This window comes from Paraburkholderia ferrariae NBRC 106233 (genome assembly GCF_000685035.1).
Classification (GTDB): Bacteria; Pseudomonadota; Gammaproteobacteria; order Burkholderiales; family Burkholderiaceae; genus Paraburkholderia; species Paraburkholderia ferrariae.
The window spans coordinates 35,859-55,259 of the sequence record NZ_BAYB01000023.1 but is presented as its reverse complement, the minus strand read 5'-3'; the positions used below and the strand labels follow the sequence as shown (position 1 = coordinate 55,259).

Below are 19,401 nucleotides of genomic sequence, written 5' to 3'. Positions count from 1 at the left end.
CGAGCCCGGCCGCCGCGCCCGCAGGAACGCCCATGAAGCTCGAACACCCGGATCGTCTGATGAACACCCCCCTCACCCTCGCTGCGCTCGAAACGCACGAAGCCTTCGCCGGCCGCCACATCGGCCCCGATGCGGCCGACCAGCAGGCGATGCTCGACGCACTCGGCTTCGCCTCGCGCGCCGCGCTGATCGAAGCGGTGATTCCGGCTGCGATCCGCCGCAAGGAAACGCTGCCGCTCGGGCCGTTCGCGCAACCGCGCACGGAAGCCGAAGCGCTCGCGGGCCTGCGAGCGCTCGCCGACAAGAACCAGGTGTTCCGCTCCTATATCGGGCAGGGCTACTTCGACACGCACACGCCGGCCGTCATCCTGCGCAACGTGCTCGAAAACCCGGCGTGGTACACCGCGTACACGCCGTACCAGCCGGAAATCTCGCAGGGCCGCCTCGAAGCCCTGCTGAACTTCCAGCAGATGATCATCGACCTCACGGGTCTCGCGATCTCGAACGCGTCGCTGCTCGACGAAGCCACGGCCGCCGCCGAAGCGATGACGCTCGTGCAGCGCGTGGGCAAGTCGAAGTCGAATGTGTTCTACGTGGCCGACGACGTGCTGCCGCAGACCATCGAAGTGGTGAAGACGCGCGCAAAGCCGATCGGCATCGAAGTGAAGGTCGGGCCGGCCGCCGAAGCCGCTCAGGCCCATGCCTTCGGCGTGCTGCTCCAGTACCCGGGCGTGAACGGCGACGTGCGCGACTACCGCGAACTCGCCGCCGCCGTCCACGCGGCGGGCGGCGCGGTGATCGCCGCCGCCGACCTGCTCGCGCTCACCGTGCTCGCGCCGCCGGGCGAATGGGGCGCGGACGTGGCCGTGGGCAACTCGCAGCGCTTCGGCGTGCCGATGGGCTTCGGCGGCCCGCACGCCGCCTACCTCGCGGTGAAGGACGAATTCAAGCGCCAGATGCCGGGCCGCCTTGTCGGCGTGACCGTCGATGCGCAGGGCAACCCGGCGCTGCGCCTCGCGCTGCAAACGCGCGAGCAGCACATCCGCCGCGAGAAGGCCACCTCGAACGTCTGCACGGCGCAGGCGCTGCTCGCCATCATGGCCAGCATGTACGCGGTCTACCACGGCCCGCAGGGCCTCAAGACGATCGCCCAGCGCGTGAACCGCGTCGCGGCCATCCTTGCGGCCGGCGCGAAGCAACTGGGCTACACGCTCGTCAACGAAACCTTCTTCGACACGCTCACGTTCGAATCGGGCGCACGCACCCAGGCGCTGCACGACGCGGCGCTCGCGCGCGACATGAACCTGCGCCACGTGAGCGAAACGCGCGTGGGCATTGCCGTCGACGAAACCACCACGCGCGCCGATCTCGCCGATCTGCTCGCCGTGTTCGCGCAAGCCGCGTTCGCGGGCGAAGCCCCCTCGGTCGAGGCGCTCGACGCCGGGCTCGCCACGCAGGCCGCCGCGTCGTTCCCGGCCGCGCTCGTGCGCCAGAGCGCGTACCTCACGCATCCGGTGTTCAACCGCCATCATTCGGAAACGGAAATGCTGCGCTACCTGCGCAGCCTCTCCGACAAGGACCTCGCGCTCGACCGCTCGATGATCCCGCTCGGCTCGTGCACGATGAAGCTCAACGCCACGTCCGAAATGCTGCCGGTCACGTGGCCCGAGTTCGGCCGCATCCACCCGTTCGCACCGGCCGAGCAAACGGTCGGCTATCGCGAGATGGTCGATCAGCTCGAGCAGATGCTCGTGGCCGCCACGGGCTACGCCGCCGTTTCGCTGCAGCCGAACGCGGGCTCGCAGGGCGAGTATGCCGGCCTGCTCATCATTCAGGCGTACCACGCCTCGCGCGGCGAAGCGCATCGCGACGTCTGCCTGATCCCCGCGTCGGCGCACGGCACGAACCCCGCCTCCGCGCAGATGGCCGGCATGCAGGTGGTGGTCGTGGCCTGCGACGCGCAGGGCAACGTCGATCTCGCCGACCTCAAGGCCCGGGCCGAGCAGCACGCGGCAAAGCTCGCCGCGATCATGATCACGTATCCCTCCACGCACGGCGTGTTCGAACAGAACGTGCGCGAAGTCTGCGAGATCGTGCATGCGCACGGCGGCCAGGTTTATGTGGACGGCGCCAACATGAACGCGATGGTCGGCCTCGCGGCCCCGGGCCAGTTCGGCGGCGACGTCTCGCACCTGAACCTGCACAAGACCTTCTGCATTCCGCACGGCGGCGGCGGCCCGGGCGTCGGTCCGGTCGCGGTGGGCGCGCACCTCGCGCAGTTCCTGCCGAACCAGCTTTCCACGGGCTACAAGCGCTCGGCGGACGCGGGGCACGGCATCGGCGCGGTCAGCGCGGCGCCTTACGGCTCGGCCTCGATCCTGCCGATCTCGTGGATGTACATCGCCATGATGGGCGCGGCCAATCTCACGGCCGCCACCGAAACCGCGATCCTCAACGCGAACTATGTCGCGAAGAAGCTCGCGCCGCACTTCCCGGTGCTCTACAGCGGCCCGGGCGGGCTCGTCGCGCACGAGTGCATTCTCGACCTGCGCCCCATCAAGGACGCGAGCGGCATCACCGTGGACGACGTGGCCAAGCGCCTGATGGATTACGGCTTCCACGCGCCCACCATGAGCTTCCCGGTGCCGGGCACGCTGATGGTCGAGCCGACCGAGTCGGAATCGAAGGAAGAGCTCGACCGCTTCATCGACGCCATGGTCGCGATCCGCGCCGAAATCCGCGCCGTGGAAGAGGGCCGCGCGGACAAGGAAGACAACCCGCTGCGCCATGCGCCGCATACGGCCGCCGTGGTGGTCGCCGACGACTGGAAGCACGCCTACTCGCGCGAGCAGGCGGCCTACCCGGTGCGTTCGCTGGTCGCGCGCAAGTACTGGCCACCGGTCGGCCGCGCCGACAATGTCTACGGCGACCGCAACCTGTTCTGCTCGTGCGTGCCGATTGCCGAGTACGGCGACGCCGCGCAGGAGGCGAGCGAAGCCTGAGCGCAGCGTCCGCCGCCGCGCTCAGGCACGAGACTCGGCACGCCCCGGCATCGCCCTGTCGCCGGGGTGGATGCCGGCGGCGGCCGTTGCACTCACATTTGCCGCCGCAAACCGTTAACATCACACACCTGTCAGCCTTGAACCAGGGAGTCCCGCATGGCGCGGAAGGTGCGAACGGTCTCAACCCGGGCTTCGACCCGGCAGGCGCGCGGCGGCGCGCGCTCGTCCGATGCGGACAATCCGGGCGGCCGGTCTCCTCGTTACGGTTTGCGCGCTGCCCCGGTCCGGCTCGCCGCCGTGCTCGCGGCCGCCTGCACCTGGCTTGCCGCCGCGCCCGCGGCGCACGCGGCCATGAACTTCTGCGCGGCGCCCGCCCTGCAGTCGAGCGAGCGCACCAGTGCCGATCCGGGCGTGAAGGCGCTGGTGGCGCAAGTGCAGGAACACGTGAACGACGTGCCGCATCCGCTCGCGAAGCTGCACACCGAAGGCACGCTGCCGCACGAAGGCATCTACGACCAGAGCGTGGAAGCGGAGAAGGAACTCGACCTCATGCGCAACGCCGCGCTCGCGTGGCGCGCGACGAGCGACGACCGCTATCTGAAGCTCGTCGACCGCTTTCTCGCCGCGTGGGTGAGCACTTATCAGCCGAGCTTCAACCCCATCGACGAAACGCGCTTCGAAGGCCTGATTCTCGCGTACGACATGACCGCGAGCGCGCTTTCCGTGAAGACGCGCAACGCCACGATGGCGTTCCTGAACCGCATGGGCAGCGGCTATATCGCGCAGGTCGATGCGCAGCCGCGGCCGCTGAAAGGCACGTTCGCGAACAACTGGCAGAGCCACCGGGTCAAACTGATTGCGATGATCGCGTTCACGCTGGACAACCGCAAGATGATTGCGGCGGCGCAGCGCCTGTTCGTGGAGCACATCGGCGACAACGTGGCGCCCGACGGCTCGACGCTCGACTTCGGCGAGCGCGACGCGCTGCACTACGTGACCTACGACCTGCAGCCGCTCGTGACCGCCGCGCTCGCCGCGCGCCGCCACAACCGCAACTGGCTGCCCGAGAAGGCGGCCAACGGCGCGACGCTCGCGAAGGCGCTCGACTGGCTCACGCCCTACGCGCTCGGCGAGAAGACGCACGAGGAATTCGTGCATTCGAGCGTGCCGTTCGACGCGCGGCGGCGCGAAGCGGGCCTGCCCGGCTATGCCGGCGCGTGGGACCCGAAGAACGCCGCCGAGCTGTATCACCTGGCCGCCCGACTGGACGGCCGCTATACGCCGATCGCGCTCAAGCTCGCGCCGACGCCGCCCGCATGGCTCGCCGTGTGTCTGCCGCTGCCCGCGCGCTAACGGCGCCGGCCGCCGCGCACGCTTATTGCGCGATCGATTGAAACAGAGTTGGGTTTTTTGAAGCAGGAGCAGTACTCATCATGGCAGTCAGCGTTTTCGATCTCTTCAAAATCGGCATTGGGCCGTCCAGCTCGCACACCGTCGGGCCGATGCGCGCGGCGCTGATGTTCGCCGAAGGACTCGAGCGCGACGGCCTGCTCGTGGCCACCGCATCGGTCAAGGTGGAGCTCTACGGCTCGCTCGGCGCCACCGGCAAGGGCCACGGCACCGACCGCGGCGTGATGCTGGGCCTCATGGGCGACGCGCCCGACACGGTCAACCCCGACACCATCGCCGAGCGTCTCGAAGCCGTGCGCACCTCGCGCCTGCTCGCGCTGCTCGGCCGTCACACGATCCCGTTCGTGCAGAAGGAGCACATTGCCTTCTATCGCCAGGCGCTGCCCGAACATCCGAACGGCATGAAGCTGCGCGCGCTCGACGCCAGCGGGCAAACGCTGCGCGAAAGCACCTATCTCTCGGTGGGCGGCGGCTTCGTAGTGACGGCCGGCGCGCCGAACACCAAGGTGCTGGCCGCCGCCGAGCAGTTGCCGCACCCCTTCCGCACCGGCGCCGAACTGCTCGCGCTGTGCGCCTCCACCGGCAAGAGCATCGCGCAGCTGATGTTGGAAAACGAGCGCGTCTGGCGCAGCGACGAAGCAATTCGCTCAGGTCTCCTGAGCATCTGGGACGTGATGCAGTCGTGCGTGGCGCGCGGCTGCGGCATCGGCAACCCCGAGGCCGAAGGCACGCTGCCCGGGCCCTTCAACGTGAAGCGCCGCGCCGCGCAGCTCTATCGCGCGCTCACGGCCCACCCCGAGCGCGCGCTGCAAGACCCGCTCTCGATGATCGACTGGATCAACCTCTACGCGATCGCCGTGAACGAGGAAAACGCCGCGGGCGGCCGCGTGGTGACGGCACCCACCAACGGCGCCGCCGGCATCATCCCCGCCGTGCTGCACTACTACGTGCGTTTCACGCCCGGCGCGAACGAGAAGGGCGTGATCGACTTCCTGCTCACCGCCGCCGCCATCGGCATTCTCTACAAGCTCAACGCCTCGATCTCGGGCGCCGAAGTGGGCTGCCAGGGCGAAGTGGGCGTCGCCTGCTCGATGGCGGCGGGCGCACTTGCCGCCGTGCTGGGCGGCACGCCGCTGCAGGTGGAAAACGCCGCCGAAATCGGCATGGAGCACAACCTCGGCCTGACCTGCGACCCCGTCGGCGGCATGGTGCAGATCCCCTGCATCGAGCGCAACGCCATGGCGTCGGTGAAGGCCGTGAACGCCGCGCGCATGGCGCTGCGCGGCGACGGCGCGCACTACGTCTCGCTCGACTCGGTCATCAAGACCATGCGCGAGACCGGCGCCGACATGAAGACGAAATACAAGGAGACCTCGCGCGGCGGCCTCGCGGTGAATATCGTCGAGTGCTGATTGCCGCGCGCGTCGCGCCTGCTACCTGAATGAAGACATAGAACTGGAGACATGACCGAGATGACGCAGCCGAACGATTCCGCTTCTTCCACCACGACCACGGGTGCGCGCCTGCTCGTCGATGCGCTCGTCGCCAACGAGGTGACGCGCGTGTTCTGCGTGCCGGGCGAGAGCTACCTCGCGGTGCTTGACGCGCTGCACGACGTGACCGGGCGCATCGAAACGGTGGTGTGCCGCCACGAAGCGGGCGCCGCGAACATGGCGGAAGCGGTCGGCAAGCTCACCGGCAAGCCCGGCATTGCGTTCGTCACGCGCGGGCCGGGCGCCACGCACGCCTCGATCGGCGTGCATACGGCCTTCCAGGATTCCACGCCGATGATCCTGCTGATCGGCCAGGTGGCGCGCGAACAGATGGACCGCGAAGCCTTCCAGGAGATCGATTACCGGCGCATGTTCGGCCAGATGGCGAAGTGGGTTGCGCAGATCGACGACCCGCGCCGCGTGCCCGAATATCTGAGCCACGCGTTCCACGTTGCGACCTCGGGCCGGCCCGGCCCCGTGGTGCTCGCGTTGCCCGAGGACATGCTGAGCGAACCGTTCCCCGCCGGCGAGGCGCAAGCCGTGGCGCCTGCCGCGCAGCGCGTGCAGGCCTCGCCCTCGGCCGCGCAGATGGAACGCGTGCGCACGCTGCTCGCGAACGCGAAAAAGCCGTTCGTGATTGCGGGCGGCCACGGCTGGACGCCCGAGGCTTGCGCCGATCTGCAACGCTTCGTCGAGCACTGGCATCTGCCCATCGGCCTCGCGTTCCGCTTCCAGGACACGCTCGACAACGATCACCCGAACTACGCAGGCGACGTGGGCCTCGGCATCAATCCGGCACTCGCGCAACGCATTCGCGAGGCGGACGTGCTGCTCGTGCTCGGCCCGCGGCTCGGCGAAGCGACCACGGGCGGCTACGCGCTGCTCGACATCCCCAAGACGAAGCAGACGCTGATCCACGTTCACCAGGGCGCGGAGGAACTGGGCCGCGTCTACGCGGCCGATCTGCCGATCGTCTCGGGCCTGCCCGAAATGGCGGCGCAGCTCGCCGCACTCGACGCCCCGGCCAATCCCGTGTGGCAGGGTGCCGCCGACGAAGCGCACCGCTCGTATCTCGCATGGCGCGAGCCGCGGCCCATGCCCGGCGACGTGCAACTGGGCGAGGTCATGCAGCAGCTGCGCGCGCGCCTGCCCAGCGACGCAATCATCACGAACGGCGCCGGCAACTACGCCACCTGGCTGCATCGTCACTACGCGTACCGCCACTTCCGTTCGCAGCTTGCGCCGACGAGCGGCGCGATGGGCTACGGCGTGCCCGCGGCCATCGCGGCCAAGTCGCTCTATCCTTCGCGCACGGTGATCGCGCTCGCCGGCGACGGCTGCTTCATGATGTCTTCGCAGGAACTCGCCACGGCCATGCAGTACGGGCTCAACGTTGTGTTCATCGTCGTGAACAACGCGCACTACGGCACGATCCGCATGCACCAGGAGCGCCACTATCCGGGCCGCGTACATGGCACGCAGCTCACGAATCCGGATTTCGCGGCCTTTGCGCAGTCGTTCGGCGCGCATGGCGAAACGGTTGAATCGACGGCGGCGTTCCTGCCCGCGCTGAATCGCGCGCTCGATGCAGGCAAGCCCGCCCTGATCGAAATTCGCATTCCGAAGGATGCGAGCACGCCGTCCGCCACGCTCGAACAGATTCGCGATGCGGCGTTGAAGGCCCAGGCCTAAAGCGCGCACATTCCACACACATTCGGCGCACCTGCTACGCACCAGGCGCAAAAACAAAAACCCTGCAGGGATCTCTCCCTGCAGGGTTTTTTATACGACCTGCGGCGGCGAATGGCGGGCGGAAAACCGCCCGCCACTTCACACCGCGAGGCGCGCAGGCATTACTTGCCGCCCACGCTTTGCAGCGTCGTCCACTTGCCGTCGACAACCTTGTACAGCGTGATGCCGCCGTTCTTCAGGTCGCCCTGCGCGTCGTACGCCAGATCCTTCGTCGTCACGGCCGGCATGTTGGTCTTTGCGAGGAACGGCAGGTACTTCGCCGGATCCGTCGAGTTCGCTGCCTTCATTGCCGCGAACATCGCCATTGCGCCGTCGTAGGCGTACGGCGAGTAGGTCTGGACGTCTTCGCCGAAGCGCTTCTTGTACTTCTCGACGTACGCCTTGCCACCCGGCATTTCGTCCAGCGGCAGGCCGGCGAGCGAAGCCACCGTGCCGTTGGCCGCATCACCCGCGATCTGCAGGAAGGTCGGCGTGTGCACCATTTCGCCGCCCATCAGCGGCGCCTTGATGCCAAGCGACTTCATCTGCTTGACCATCGGGGCTGCCTGCGAGTCGGCGCCGCCGTAGTAGATCAGGTCCGGGTTCTGCGCCTTCAGCTTGGTCAGGATCGACTTGAAGTCCACGGCCTTGTCGTTCGTGTATTCGCGGTCGATGATCGTGCCGCCCGCCGCCTTCGCCGCCTTCGCGAACTGGTCGGCGAGGCCCTGGCCGTAAGCCGTGCGGTCGTCAACCACGGCAATCTTCTTCATGCCGAGCTGCTTGACTGCGAACGTGCCCGCCACCGAACCTTGCTGCGTGTCCGAGGTCATCATGCGGAACGTGGTCTTGAAGCCCTGTTGCGTGTACTCGGGCGCCGTGGCCATGGCGATTTCCGGAATGCCGGCGTTCGCGTAGATGCGCGAAGCGGGAATCGTCGTGCCCGAGTTGAAGTGGCCGAGCATGCCCTTGATGCCGTCGTCGACGAGCTTCTGCGCGACGGTCGTGCCGGTGCGCGGGTCAGCCTGGTCGTCGGCCGAATCCAGCACGAAATGAACCGGCTTGCCGCCGATCACCGGCTTGGTGGCGTTCATGTCTTCCACGGCGAGCGTGACGCCGTTCTGGAAGTCCTTGCCGTAGTGGGCCTGCGCGCCCGTCATCGGGCCTGCGAAACCGATCTTGACGTCCTCAGCCTGCTGCGCGTGCGCAGTCCCCGCCAGCGACATGGCCGCGACGATCGCGGCGCCTGCCAGCTGCTTCATGGTGTGTTGCATAGCTTCTCCTTGATACCAGGTATGAATGGAGCGGCTTGGGCCGGGGACTTTGCCGCTTCCTTTTGTCCTGAGACGACCGGACGAATTATGGCTTCTGCTCAGCCGATCGTCATCAGATTTGCGTTGCCGCCGGCCGCGGCGGTGTTCACGCTGACCGAGCGCTCGGTGAGGAGACGTTCGAGGGCGTAATCTTCGTCGCCGTTCGCGAGCGCGTGGGCCGCCACGCCCTGCACCGATACGATCGGGCCCGGGCGCTTCGCGACTTCCTTCACGAGGGCGAGCAGTTCATCGCTGTCCCCTTCGAAGAGGACGGCGTCGTATTGCGCATCGGCGCCCTTCTGCACGGCGACATAAGCCTTGAGCGAGGCCGGCAGCGAGTGCACGAGCGCCTCGCCGGCTGCGCCCGTGAAGAGCGCGCGGTTGCCCGTGGCCAGCACCACGGCCAGTTGAGCGCGTGCGCCCGTGGCCGTCGACGGCACGCACAGCACCGTGCCGCGCGCCGAAAGCGTGTAGGTGTTGCGCTCGCCCGTGGGGCCGGGCAGCACGGCGGTCGCGCCGGCCAGGACGTATTCGAGGTAGCCCTCGCAGCGCGCGGCAAGCGCGGGTTCGCGCTCGGCGATCAGCCAGTCGCGCAGCGCGGCAAGCGCGGCTTGCGCCGAATGCGGACGCTCCGCAGCTTCGCCGCCCGCGCCGTTTGCTCCATTCGCACCGTTCGAACCATTGGCACCGCCTTGCGGCACATCCACCACCAGCGCCGCCGTAAGCGACTTCGGCAAACCGGCAGGACGCGTAGCGAGCAGACGCGAGAGATAGAGCGCGCCGCCGGCCTTCGGACCGGTGCCCGAAAGGCCTTCGCCGCCGAACGGCTGCACGCCCACCACGGCGCCGATCACGTTGCGGTTCACGTAGATGTTGCCCACGTGCGCGCGGCCGATCACATGCGCGATGGTCTCGTCGATACGCGTATGGATGCCGAGCGTGAGGCCGTAGCCCGTGCCGCGGATCTGTTCGAGCAGGCGGTCGAGCTGGCTGCGGCGATAGCGGATCACGTGCAGCACGGGGCCGAACACCTCGCGCTTCAGTTCGTCGAGGCTTTCGACCTCGATGAGCGTGGGCGGCACGAAGGTGCCTGCGGCACAGCCCTCGGGCAGCGGCAGTTGCGTGACCTTGCGGCCCTTCTCGCGCATCGCCGCCACGTGCGTGTCGATACCGCGCTTCGCTTCCACGTCGATCACGGGGCCCACGTCGGTCGAAAGACGATCAGGATTGCCAATCGACAGTTCCTTCATCGCACCGGTGAGCATTTCGAGCGTGCGCTCCGCCACGTCGTCCTGCAGGCACAGCACGCGCAGCGCCGAGCAGCGCTGGCCGGCCGAGTCGAACGCGCTCTGCAGCACGTCGGCCACCACCTGCTCCGCGAGCGCCGACGAATCGACGATCATCGCGTTCTGGCCGCCGGTTTCGGCGATCAGCGGAATCGGGCGGCCTTCGGAGTCGAGGCGCTCCGCGAGCTTCTTGTTGATGAGACGCGCGACTTCGGTCGAGCCCGTGAACATCACGGCGCGCGTGCGCGTGTCGCCGACGAGCGCCGCGCCCACGGTCTCGCCGTCGCCCGGCAGCAGTTGCACGGCGCCGGCCGGCACGCCGGCTTCGCGCAGGATGCGCACGGCCTGGGCGGCGATCAGCGGCGTCTGCTCCGCGGGCTTCGCGAGCACGGTGTTGCCGGCGGCCAGCGCCGCGGCCACCTGGCCCATGAAGATCGCGAGCGGGAAGTTCCACGGGCTGATGCAGACCACGGGGCCGAGCGGCCGGTGCGTGTCGTTCGAGAACTCGTCGCGGATCTGCGTGGAGTAGTAGCGCAGGAAATCGACGGCTTCGCGAATCTCCGCCACGGCGTTCGGCAGCGACTTGCCCGCTTCGCGCACGATCAGGCCCATGAGCGTATGCATCTGCGCTTCGAGCAGATCGGCGGCGCGCGCGAGACAGTCGGCGCGCGCTTCCACGGGCGTGGCCTGCCAGATCGGCGCGGCGGCCACGGCGTGCGCGAGCGCGGCGCTCACGTGTTGCGCGCTCGCTTCGACCACGGTGCCCACGAGGTCGCGGTGATCGGAAGGGTTGCGCACTTCGCGCGCCTCGCCCACGGCGATCTCGTTGTCTTCGAGCATCGGCGCGGCGCGCCAGTGGTGATGCGCGCTCGCGAGCAGCGCCGAGGAGAGCGACGCGAGGCGATGCTCGTTCGAGAGGTCGAGACCCATCGAGTTCAGACGCTCGCTGCCGTACAGATCGCGCGGCAGCGGAATCTTCGTGTGGGGGGCGCCCGGCGGCACGACCTTCGCGGCATCGTCCACGGGATTCGTGACCAGTTCGCTCACCGGAATGCTTTCGTCGGCGATGCGGTTCACGAACGAGGTGTTCGCCCCGTTTTCCAGCAGGCGGCGCACGAGGTACGCGAGCAGCGTTTCGTGCGTACCGACCGGCGCATAAACGCGGCACGGACGATTGAGCTTGCCGGCCGAGAGCGGGCCCGTGACTTCTTCGTAAAGCGGCTCGCCCATGCCGTGCAGGCACTGGAACTCGTACTGGCCGGGGTAATAGTTCTGGCCCGCGAGGTGATAGATCGCCGAGAGCGTGTACGCGTTGTGCGTGGCGAACTGCGGATAGACGGCGTCGGGCGCGCCCAGCAGTTTCTTCGCGCACGCGAGGTACGAGACGTCGGTGTAGATCTTGCGCGTATAGACCGGATAGCCTTCGAGGCCGTCCACCTGGGCGCGCTTGATTTCGGTGTCCCAGTACGCGCCCTTCACGAGGCGCACCATGATGCGGTGACGGCTGCGGCGCGCGAGATCGACGATGTAGTCGATCACGAACGGGCAGCGCTTCTGGTACGCCTGCACCACGAAGCCGATGCCATTCCAGCCCTGCAGTTCGGGATCGAAGCAGAGCGCTTCGAGCAGGTCGAGCGAGATTTCGAGGCGGTCGGCTTCCTCGGCGTCGATGTTCAGGCCGATGTCGTAGCGGCGCGCGAGGACCGCGAGCGCACGCACGCGCGGCAGCAGTTCGCTCATCGTGCGTTCCTGCTGCGCGCGCGAATAGCGCGCATGCAGCGCCGAGAGCTTGATCGAGATGCCCGGGCCTTCGTAGATGCCGCGGCCGCCCGCGGCCTTGCCGATCGCGTGGATCGCCTGTTCATACGCGGCGTAGTAGCGCTGCGCATCGGCTTCGGTCGTGGCCGCTTCGCCGAGCATGTCGTACGAGTAGCGGAAGCCGCGCGCTTCGAACTTGCGGCTGTTCGCGAGCGCCTCGGAAATGTTCTCGCCCGTGACGAACTGCTCGCCCATCAGGCGCATGGCCATGTCCACGCCCTTGCGGATCAGCGGCTCGCCGCCCTTGCCGATCATGCGCGTGAGCGCCGAGGAAAGACCCGTCTCGCTGTTCGTCGTGACGAGCTTGCCCGTGATCATGAGACCCCAGGTGGCCGCGTTGACGAACAGCGACGGCGCGTGGCCCACGTGCGATTTCCAGTCGCCCTTGCTGATCTTGTCGCGAATGAGCGCGTCGCGCGTGGCGCGGTCGGGAATGCGCAGCAGCGCTTCGGCGAGGCACATCAGCGCCACGCCTTCCTGGCTCGACAGCGAGAACTCGTGGATCAGCCCTTCCACGCCGCCGCCCGTGCGCTTCGCGCGCAGCGTTTCGACAAGGCGCGTGGCGAGCTTCGTCACGTCGCCGGTGAGGTTCGCGGGCAGGCGCGCCTCGCCGATCAGGAACGGCACGCACTCCGGCTCGGGGCGGCGGTACGCGGCCGTGATGGCGGCGCGCAAGACCGACTGCGGTTGCACGTTTTGCGCAAATTCGAGGAAGGGGTGCGACGAGGCTTCGTCCTCGGCATCGACGGTGGCGCCGTCGGCCAGATCGGTAGCACCGGCGTGGCCCGACAGTTCGGCGGGCAACTGGCCATGTTCGATCCTCTCCAGATAGGCGAAGATGGCCTGCTTGATGAGCCAGTGCGGTGTGCGCTCGAGGCGCGTGGCGGCGTCTTTCAGCCGCGAGCGGAGGAGGTCGTCAACCTTGACGCCGAGGGTGGTGCTAGCCATGGTTCCTTCGTATGCCGGCTGACCCGCACCGGCCAAAGACAAAAAGTTGGCGAATCGTAACCCTCCAATTAAAAAGGTGCAACCATCCTTTTAGCATGGTTGCACCAACCTGAAGCCCTTGTGGCGCCTGGGTTTGCGCCAGATCCGCGCCAGCCGGGCGTGGCCGGTTGCGCTCAGTATTTTCCCTGGCCCAAACTTTTTTTGACAACCCTTATCGAAACCGCCGCCGCGCCGTTATACATAGCGTAACTACGGGGAAAGCAGTCATTACAAGCGGTGGGGTCTTGAAATGGAAAAAGTCTTGGTGGTGGCGGGGATCTGGAGCATGTGCGCGCTGTGTGCCGTCCTGTTCATGCGCGGCGCGACGGCGCCGGCCATGCGGCGGGTGAAAGTGGGCGACGCCGAAAGGGCCGATACGGCGCGGTAGACGTGACGTGGCCGGCATGGAAAGGCCGGAGCGCTGCGGCTCAGGAAGCTTGAGCGGACCTCTCAAGCCACGCCAGGCGGACTCAAAGGCGCTCGCCCAGTTCAAGCGCGCGCAACGAATTGCCCGCAATAGTCGCCCGGCGAGACCAGCCGGTCGTGCAGCACGCACAGACGGCTGGCGGCCACGCTCGCACCGAATCCCGAGCTGAACACGATCAAGCCGGGCACGCGCTGCTCCAGCACGTGCCGGTCGTCCTCGCGATGGGCGCAGCGGGCGCACCCAGGCACGACAGGCAGCGCCACGGCGGCCGCGCCCGTCGTCTCGCGCATGCCTCCCGTCGCATCCAGATCGGCGGCCTCGAGCAAGAGCGCCGCGCGCCGCGCCACCTTGCTCATCGCACGGCCAGCCCGAGGCTGTTCCAGTACGGTGCGAACAGATGCGCCGAGAGCGCATAGCCCAGCGCGATGTTCACCGCCACGCCCGCCGTGAAGGCGAGAAACGGCTTCGTGCCGGTGGCGGAAAGCGCGCGCAGCCGCGTGGTGAGGCCGATGCTCAGGAAGCAGAACGTGAAGGCCCACGTGCGTAGCGCCGTGATCGGCGCGACGAATTCGGGCGTGACCACCTTGCGGTAGTCGACGAGCGAATAGTGGCTCGCAATCCACGTGACGAGCGCCGAGGCCACCACGAAGCCGATCACGAACTTCGGAAAGCGCGCCCAGATTTCGCGGGCATCGGCCTTCGCCTTCACGCCGCTCTCATCGGTTTCCCAGCGCGTGGTGGCAACGAGCGCGAGCAGGAAAGCCCAGATGCCGATCCAGATGTCGCGCCCCACCACCTTCATCAGCGTGAACGCCTGCACCGCGGCTTCAGGCGCGCCCGCAATCGCACCGGCGGCGTGCTTCGCGAAGTCGCCATAGGCTTGAGCCGCGGCGATGCCGGCGGCGTCGGCGAACTCCGAGGTGCCGATCCACGCCCCCGCCACGGCGGTCGAAAGGCCGAGCGAGCGCGAGGCGAACGGCAGCACGAAAATCATCACGATGGCCCACAGCACGACGAGCGTGATCGCCACCGAAGCCTGCTCGCGCTTCGCCCGCACGGCCCCGGCGATGGCGATGGCCGCCGAAACGCCGCACACCGCCCCGCCCACGCCGAGCACGGCGGCAAAGCGCTTGTCGAGTCCGAGCGCGCGGCCCGCGAGAAAGATCACGAAGAACGTGACGAGCGAGACGATGGAGGCCTGGCCCACCGCCACCGGGCCCGCCCAGACGAGCAGCGTGAACGGCAGCGTCGCACCGAGCAGCACGATACCCACCTTGATGTAGAACTCCACGCGCAGGCCCGCCTGGAACCACTCGGGCAGCGTGAACGCATTCGAGATCACGAGGCCGAGCGCGAGCGCAACGAGCGGCGGCTCCAGGTTCAGGCGCGAGGCGCTCGTCCATGCGCCCACGATGAAGATGAGCGTGGCCGCGACGAAGAGGATCAGGAACGCGGGCAGGAAGTGCGCGAGGCGCTGCTTGAGCGCCGCGAGGCTCACGCCGAACAGCACGGCGAAGGCGATGAAGAGCGCGGCGTAGTTCGGCAGATGGCGCACGAGGTCGGCGCCGGCCTGGCCGATATCGGACCATTTCGCCGGCGCGACGGCGAGCCACTTGATGCTGCTGCCGCTCGCAAAAAGCGCCCACGCGACGACGATGACGAACAGGCCGATCCACACGGCCCACCAGTCTTCGGTGGAAAAGAGTCCGCCGCCGCGCGATGTGGCGGTCTGCGCTGCGGTCTGCGAGGGTTGCGCCGGCGCGTGGCCTGCCGGCAGGGTGTGGTTGGTATCGCTCATTGCGTCATGCCCCTGGTGGTAGAGATGCCCCGGCACGGCGCGTCGGTATCGAGCGGAATTGTTGTTAAAACCGTGCCGATTACGCGAAATATAGGCGGGTCGATTCGGAAAACGAAACGATCTTTCGCTCTATGGATATGAAGGAAAGTGAGGGAGCGGGCCGCGCCAAAGGGTCCGCCCGGCCGCTAGATGTCGAGGGGATCGACTTCGAGGTTCCAGCGCAGTACGCCGCGCAGCGATCGCAGCACGGGCTGCCACGCGCGCAGCGTGGCCTGGAGTGCGGCGCGCGACTGGCTTTCGATCAGCAGTTGCGCGCGGTGAACGTTCATGACCTTCACGATCGTCAAGGGCACCGCGTCGTAGACGGTGACCCGCCCGGCAGCGGGAATTCCGGCCAATGCGGCAGCGGCTTCGCCGAGAAATGCCAGCGCCGCTTCCAGGGTGCGCCCTTCGGCGCGCAGCAGCGCCTGATAGACGAACGGCGGCAGATGCGCGTCGCGCCGCTCGGCAAGCTGCGCGTTCGCGAAGCCCACGTAGTCGTGGCGCGCCAGCGCGTGATAGAGCGCGTGGCGCGGGTAGCGCGTCTGCACCAGGACCTCGCCGGGCAGCCCGCCGCGGCCCGCGCGGCCGCTCACCTGCATGAGCTGCGCGAAGAGGCGCTCGCTCGCGCGGAAGTCGTGGGAAAAGAGCGCGTTGTCGGCATTGAGCACGCCCACCAGCGAGACGCGCTGAAAGTCGTGCCCCTTCGCGATCATCTGCGTGCCGACGAGGATATCGACATCGCCGGCGTGCACATCCGAGAAGAGCGCCTGGGCGCTGCCCTTGCGGCGCGTGCTGTCGGCGTCGATGCGCAGCACGCGCGCGCCCGGCACCGCGCTCGCGAGCGCTTCCTCGATGCGTTGCGTGCCGCGCCCCATCGGCGCGATATCGACGTTGCCGCAATCGGGACACGAGCGCGGAATGCGCGATTCCCAGCCGCAGTGATGGCAGCGCAGCGCGCGCTCGGGCTTGTGCAGGACCACGTAGGCGCTGCAGCGCGGACAGCCCGCCACCCAGCCGCAGGCGTCGCACGAGAGCACGGGCGCATAGCCGCGCCGGTTCAGGAACACGAGGCTCTGCTCGCCGCGTTCGAGCCGCGCCTTCATGGCCGCGACGAGCGGTCCCGAAAGACCTTCGAACGACGCCCGGCCGCGCCGCCGCTCCTCTTCGAGATCGACGAGACGCACGGCGGGCAGCACGGCGTCCGCGACCGCGCGCCGCGAGAGCGTGAGGCGCGTGTAGCGGCCCTGCTCCGCCTGCCACCAGCTTTCGAGCGACGGCGTCGCCGAGCCGAGCACCACCGGGATATCCAGTTGCTTCGCGCGCCACACGGCCAGATCGCGCGCCGAATAGCGCAAGCCTTCCTGCTGTTTGTAGGCCGGGTCGTGCTCCTCGTCCACCACGATCATGGCGAGGCGCGGCAGCGAAGCGAGCACCGCGAGCCGCGTGCCGAGCACGATGCGCGCGCGGCCCGTGTGCGCGGCGAGCCAGTTGCGCGCGCGCTCGCCCTCGGCAAGGCCGCTGTGCAGCGTGACGATGGCGTTGTCGGCGAGGGTCGCGGCGAAGCGCGTACGAAACGCGGCCTCGAACTGCGGCGTGAGATTGATTTCGGGGACGAGCACGAGCGCCTGGGCATCGGGCTCGCGCGCGAGCAGCGCGGCAAGCGAGCGCAGATAGACCTCGGTCTTGCCGCTGCCCGTCACGCCGTGCAGCAGGAACGGGGCGAAACCGCGGGCGGCGACGATCGCTTCCACCGCTTCGGCCTGCTCGTCGCTGAGCGTCGGGATCGGCGCATCCGCAAGGATTGCCGTCTCGCGCGCGGCATCCTGTGCGGCCCGCGCGCCGAACTCCACGCGCTCGTACGCCACCCAGCCCGCGTCGCGCCAGCTTTCCAGGGTCGGCAGCGCCTTCGGGTGCAGCGCCCGGGCATCGGCCACATCGAGTTCGCCCCGCTCGGCCAGCGCTTGCGCCAGGCGCCGCAGCGCCTGGGCGCGGGCGGGCAACGCGTCGGGCAGCGCCTCGCGGCCTGCCGGCAAGAGTCGATAGCGCTCCTCGGGCGCGAGCAGGCGCCCCCAGCGCGACGGGTCGCGCAGCGCCTGCGGCAAGGCGGGCAGCGCGACTTCACCCAGACCGCGCTGATAGTAGTCCGCGGCGAACTCCGCGAGCGCGAGCCATTCGGCACAAAGCGGGGGGCAGGCCGCGCACACGGCGCCGACGTCGCGCAGCTTGTCGGCCGGGACCTCGCTGTGGGCGCTCACTTCGCAAACGAGCCCAACCACGTCGCGCCGGCCGAACGGCACGCGCACGAGCATGCCCGGCTGCGGCGCGGGGGCATCCGCGGGATAGCGGTAGTCGTAAAGCGCCGACAGCGGATGATCGAGCGCCACGCGCACGAACCCCGCGCTCACGGGTTTCTCCCAGGCGCTGTCTGTGCGCCAACGCATACTGGGCCGCACTTAAAGTAATACTTCACATTCGGCGCTAAGTTTTGGATTCCGCAGAACAATCGTGCCCCCAGCCGCGCGCCTGTGGATAACTTTGTTGAGAACTTGCCGTTGGCGCGCCGCTGGGGCCGCCGCATGGCCATTCTGTGGGATGGCGCACAAATCGCCGTGGAGCGCCGAAAGCCTTGCCTGTCAAGGGTTCGATTGTCAAATCGCCGGTCGGGATCTGCTGTGGCGGCAATTTTTTCCTCTTGCGCGCCGCAACGAGACAAGTGTGCATAAGTCAAGTCTTGACATCGGCGAAAGCACGTCTGGATGGCCGTCCCGGCCTTGTTCCACCCTGATGTCCAGAGCCCAGCCCGTTGCGCCGCAACAAAAACGTCACCGAATCTGTCAGCGGGTTCCCGCGTGAATGGCCCGGCTGTGGCGATGCACCTCGTCCACGAGTTCTGAAACATGTTCGGGCGGCGTGAACTGCGAGATGCCGTGGCCGAGGTTGAAGACGTGGCCCGCATGGGCGCCGAAGCTGTCGAGGACGGCGCGCGCCTCGGCACGAATGGCCGCCGGCGAGGCAAACAGCACGGTCGGGTCGAGATTGCCCTGCAGCGCGACACGGCCGCCCACGCGCTCGCGGGCGCGGCCAAGGTTCACGGTCCAGTCGAGGCCCACGGCATCGACGCCGGTTGCCGCGATTTCGTCGAGCCAGAGGCCGCCGCCCTTGGTGAACGTGATGACGGGCACGCGCTCGCCGTCGTGCTCGCGCTTGAGGCCGGCCACGACCTGCTCGATGTACTTCAGCGAGAAGCGTTGATAGGCACCGTCCGCGAGCGCGCCGCCCCAGGTGTCGAAAATCATCACGGCCTGCGCGCCCGCTTCGATCTGCGCGTTCAGGTAAGCGGCCACGGCCTGCGCGTTCACTTCGAGAATGCGCTGCATCAGGTCGGGCCGCGCGTACAGCATCGACTTCACGGTGCGGAAGTCGTCCGAACCGCCGCCTTCGACCATGTAGCAGGCAAGCGTCCACGGGCTGCCCGAGAAGCCGATCAGCGGCACGCGCTGGCGCCCTTGCGCATCGGTGAGCGCGCGGCGAATCTCGCGCACGGCGTCGGTCACGTAGCCCAGCGTCGCGCCGATGTCCGGCACCGCGAGTTTTGCGACATCGGCTTCCGTGCGCACGGGATGCGCGAACTTCGGACCCTCGCCTTGCTGGAACGAGAGGCCGAGGCCCATGGCGTCGGGAATCGTCAGGATGTCGGAGAACAGGATGGCGGCGTCGAGCGGAAAGCGTTCGAGCGGCTGCAGCGTGACTTCGGTCGCGTAGTCCGGGTTCTTCGCAAGACCCAGAAAGCTGCCGGCGCGGCTGCGCGTGGCGTTGTACTCCGGCAGGTAGCGGCCAGCCTGGCGCATCAGCCAGATCGGCGTGTACTCGGTCGGCTGCCGCAGCAGCGCGCGCAGGAAGGTGTCGTTCAGAAGGGTGTGAGCCACGGGCGGGAGCGCTTCGCGCGCATCAGAATTCAGGAGCAAGGCATTATTTTACCGGAGCGGGCGCGCGCCGATGGTGCTGATGGGCGGCATAACCGGCGCACCGGCGCCATCGGGTCAGCCGCGGCTTAACCGTTGCGCATGCGCGAGCTATCATCGTGCGGCTTTCCAGAC

At 68.1% G+C, this 19,401-nt stretch carries 11 protein-coding genes; 5 read left to right on the top strand and 6 right to left on the bottom strand.

Annotated elements, in window-relative coordinates:
• Nucleotides 1–32: 32 nt before the first annotated feature.
• The 4 genes from gcvP to BFE01S_RS23205 all read left to right on the top strand — a co-directional run bounded on the left by gcvP (nt 33) and on the right by BFE01S_RS23205 (nt 7,597).
• Nucleotides 33–3,002, top strand: coding sequence for an aminomethyl-transferring glycine dehydrogenase (gene gcvP / locus BFE01S_RS23220; protein WP_028227562.1), 2,970 nt, complete (start codon nt 33–35; stop codon nt 3,000–3,002).
• Nucleotides 3,003–3,158: 156 nt separating this feature from the next.
• Nucleotides 3,159–4,355, top strand: a complete 1,197-nt coding sequence (locus BFE01S_RS23215) for an alginate lyase family protein (protein ID WP_407668242.1) — start codon at nt 3,159–3,161, stop codon at nt 4,353–4,355.
• Between the two features lie 80 nt (nt 4,356–4,435).
• Nucleotides 4,436–5,824, top strand: a complete 1,389-nt coding sequence (locus tag BFE01S_RS23210) for an L-serine ammonia-lyase (protein WP_028227560.1) — start codon at nt 4,436–4,438, stop codon at nt 5,822–5,824.
• A 60-nt stretch (nt 5,825–5,884) separates the two neighbouring features.
• Nucleotides 5,885–7,597, top strand: a complete 1,713-nt coding sequence (locus tag BFE01S_RS23205) for a thiamine pyrophosphate-binding protein (protein ID WP_028227559.1) — start codon at nt 5,885–5,887, stop codon at nt 7,595–7,597.
• A 161-nt stretch (nt 7,598–7,758) separates the two neighbouring features.
• Here the strand turns inward: BFE01S_RS23205 and BFE01S_RS23200 are convergent, their stop codons facing one another.
• Complete coding sequence (locus BFE01S_RS23200; protein WP_028227558.1) at nt 7,759–8,907, bottom strand: branched-chain amino acid ABC transporter substrate-binding protein; 1,149 nt, start codon at nt 8,905–8,907, stop codon at nt 7,759–7,761.
• Between the two features lie 98 nt (nt 8,908–9,005).
• Entirely contained in the window at nt 9,006–12,998 is a 3,993-nt protein-coding gene (putA, locus tag BFE01S_RS23195; protein ID WP_028227557.1) for a trifunctional transcriptional regulator/proline dehydrogenase/L-glutamate gamma-semialdehyde dehydrogenase, read from the bottom strand.
• A 289-nt stretch (nt 12,999–13,287) separates the two neighbouring features.
• On the opposite strand from putA, the gene BFE01S_RS45110 reads away from it, so the two are divergent.
• Nucleotides 13,288–13,425: a hypothetical protein gene (locus BFE01S_RS45110; protein ID WP_169742658.1), complete on the top strand. Its 138-nt coding sequence runs from the start codon at nt 13,288–13,290 to the stop codon at nt 13,423–13,425.
• A 101-nt stretch (nt 13,426–13,526) separates the two neighbouring features.
• On the opposite strand, the gene BFE01S_RS23185 is transcribed toward BFE01S_RS45110, so the two are convergent.
• The 4 genes from BFE01S_RS23185 to hemE form a co-directional block, all read right to left on the bottom strand.
• On the bottom strand, nt 13,527–13,820 hold the full coding sequence (locus BFE01S_RS23185) for a hypothetical protein (RefSeq protein WP_245621175.1): 294 nt from the start codon (nt 13,818–13,820) through the stop codon (nt 13,527–13,529).
• Nucleotides 13,817–15,262 carry a YeiH family protein gene (locus BFE01S_RS23180; protein ID WP_028227555.1) on the bottom strand — a complete coding sequence of 482 codons (1,446 nt, stop codon included), beginning with the start codon at nt 15,260–15,262 and terminating at the stop codon, nt 13,817–13,819. The genes BFE01S_RS23185 and BFE01S_RS23180 overlap by 4 nt, the downstream gene beginning before the upstream one ends.
• 185 nt (nt 15,263–15,447) lie before the next feature.
• Nucleotides 15,448–17,745 (bottom strand): primosomal protein N', encoded by a 2,298-nt coding sequence (locus BFE01S_RS23175; protein WP_042338322.1) that lies wholly within the window; start codon nt 17,743–17,745, stop codon nt 15,448–15,450.
• A 393-nt stretch (nt 17,746–18,138) separates the two neighbouring features.
• Nucleotides 18,139–19,230, bottom strand: a complete 1,092-nt coding sequence (gene hemE / locus BFE01S_RS23170) for a uroporphyrinogen decarboxylase (protein ID WP_028227553.1) — start codon at nt 19,228–19,230, stop codon at nt 18,139–18,141.
• Nucleotides 19,231–19,401 lie beyond the last annotated feature (171 nt).

What these genes read in the sequence shown, in the direction of transcription:
- BFE01S_RS23205 (WP_028227559.1), top strand. Translation starts at nt 5,885, where the DNA reads ATGACGCAGCCGAACGATTCCGCTTCTTCCACCACGACCACGGGTGCG.
- gcvP (WP_028227562.1), top strand. Translation starts at nt 33, where the DNA reads ATGAAGCTCGAACACCCGGATCGTCTGATGAACACCCCCCTCACCCTC.
- BFE01S_RS23175 (WP_042338322.1), bottom strand. Translation starts at nt 17,745, where the DNA reads ATGCGTTGGCGCACAGACAGCGCCTGGGAGAAACCCGTGAGCGCGGGG.
- BFE01S_RS23180 (WP_028227555.1), bottom strand. Translation starts at nt 15,262, where the DNA reads ATGAGCGATACCAACCACACCCTGCCGGCAGGCCACGCGCCGGCGCAA.
- BFE01S_RS23210 (WP_028227560.1), top strand. Translation starts at nt 4,436, where the DNA reads ATGGCAGTCAGCGTTTTCGATCTCTTCAAAATCGGCATTGGGCCGTCC.
- BFE01S_RS23215 (WP_407668242.1), top strand. Translation starts at nt 3,159, where the DNA reads ATGGCGCGGAAGGTGCGAACGGTCTCAACCCGGGCTTCGACCCGGCAG.
- BFE01S_RS23185 (WP_245621175.1), bottom strand. Translation starts at nt 13,820, where the DNA reads ATGAGCAAGGTGGCGCGGCGCGCGGCGCTCTTGCTCGAGGCCGCCGAT.
- BFE01S_RS23200 (WP_028227558.1), bottom strand. Translation starts at nt 8,907, where the DNA reads ATGCAACACACCATGAAGCAGCTGGCAGGCGCCGCGATCGTCGCGGCC.
- BFE01S_RS45110 (WP_169742658.1), top strand. Translation starts at nt 13,288, where the DNA reads ATGGAAAAAGTCTTGGTGGTGGCGGGGATCTGGAGCATGTGCGCGCTG.
- putA (WP_028227557.1), bottom strand. Translation starts at nt 12,998, where the DNA reads ATGGCTAGCACCACCCTCGGCGTCAAGGTTGACGACCTCCTCCGCTCG.